Source organism: Sphingomonas pituitosa NBRC 102491, from assembly GCF_001598435.1.
GTDB lineage: Bacteria > Pseudomonadota > Alphaproteobacteria > Sphingomonadales > Sphingomonadaceae > Sphingomonas > Sphingomonas pituitosa.
On the sequence record NZ_BCYY01000062.1, the window covers coordinates 1 to 1,530 of the forward strand.

The following is a 1,530-nucleotide window of genomic DNA, read 5'->3' on the forward strand; positions in this document are numbered from 1 at the left end:
CGATAGTGTTGAAAAACTCGGCCTTGCAGTAATCGCGCAGCCCTGATTCACTGGACCTGTCGTTGGGAGACAGGCCGATGATGGGTAATCGGACGGTGATGCAAGAGGCGCTGTTTTACAGCTTCAGCCTGGAGGACCATGTGCCGCAAAGCCACTTGTTGCGGGCAGTCGACCGCTTTGTGGACCTGAGCGGTATCCGGGAGAAGCTACGACCATTCTACAGCGAGACGGGCCGCCCGTCGATCGATCCCGAGCTCATGATCCGGATGCTGCTCATTGGCTATTGCCTGGGCATCCGGTCAGAGCGGCGCCTCTGCGAGGAAGTGCATCTTAACCTGGCCTATCGCTGGTTCTGCCGCCTTGGTCTTGACGGAGCGGTGCCGGATCATTCGACCTTCTCCAAGAACCGCCACGGCCGCTTCCGGGATAGCGATCTATTGCGGGACCTGTTCGAGAGGACCGTCACGCGCTGCATCGAGGAGGGATTGGTCAGTGGTGAGGGCTTTGCCGTCGACGCCAGTCTGATCAAAGCCGACGCGAACCGCCAGCGAGGTGTGCCCGGCGAGGAAGGCTTGCCCCCGGACATCGTCCACCATGCTGCCCGGGAGTATCTGGAGGTACTCGATGCAGCAGCGTTCGGCGCAGCATCGCCCATCACGCCCAAATATCTGTCGCCTGCCGATCCTGCAGCGCGCTGGACAAGCGCACATGGCGGGCAAGCCTTCTTCGCTTACAGCGCCAATTATCTCATCGATTTGGCAAACGCCGTGATTGTTGATGTCGAAGCCACCACGGCCATCCGCCCAGCTGAGGTGACAGCGCAGCGAATTATGATCGACAGGACGCAGGAGCGCTTTGGCATCTGGCCGCAGCGTCTGGCCGCCGATACCGGCTATGGCGATGCCGCCAATATCGCCTGGCTCGTCCATGAGCGTGGTATCGAACCGCACATTCCCATCTTCGATCACGTGGGTCGACGGACGGGAAGTTTCCAACGCACCGAGTTCCGCTACGACCATCACAAGGATCTCTACGTATGCCCTGGTGGCAAAAATCTCGTCCAGCACCGCCGGGACTATGCGACCCCACGGCCCGGCGTCGATAAGGACGGCTTCATCCGTTACCGCGCCAGTAAACATGACTGCGACGCCTGCGCCCTCAAGCCGCAATGCTGCCCCGGTCAGCCCAACCGCAAAGTGGCCCGATCTCTCCACGAAGGCGCACGTGACTTGGCAAGGGATCTGTCCAGAACCGACGCCTATGTCACATCCCGCCGCGAGAGAAAAAAGGTTGAGATGCTGTTTGCCCACCTCAAACGCATCCTAAAACTCGACCGCCTGCGCCTGCGAGGCCCAAACGGCGCAAGAGACGAGTTCCTCCTCGCCGCCACCGCCCAAAACCTCCGCAAGATGGCCAAGCTGATCCCGATGCCCGCCACCGCAGCGCCCGCATAACCGGGGACGAGCCCTCCAGGCCGTGCCTAAGCTGGCACCAGCCTCGATCCCAGCGCCGGGTTTTTCAACACAATCG

The 1,530-nt window shown here is 61.1% G+C and carries 1 protein-coding gene; it reads left to right on the forward strand.

Features of this window, described 5'->3' with window-relative positions:
- Positions 1 to 77: 77 nt before the first annotated feature.
- Positions 78 to 1,454: an IS1182 family transposase gene (locus SPI01S_RS21560; protein ID WP_066727417.1), complete on the forward strand. Its 1,377-nt coding sequence runs from the start codon at positions 78 to 80 to the stop codon at positions 1,452 to 1,454.
- Positions 1,455 to 1,530: the final 76 nt, after the last annotated feature.

Bases quoted from the DNA above. Each gene is read 5' to 3' on its own strand.
- SPI01S_RS21560 (WP_066727417.1), top strand. From the start codon at position 78: ATGATGGGTAATCGGACGGTGATGCAAGAGGCGCTGTTTTACAGCTTC.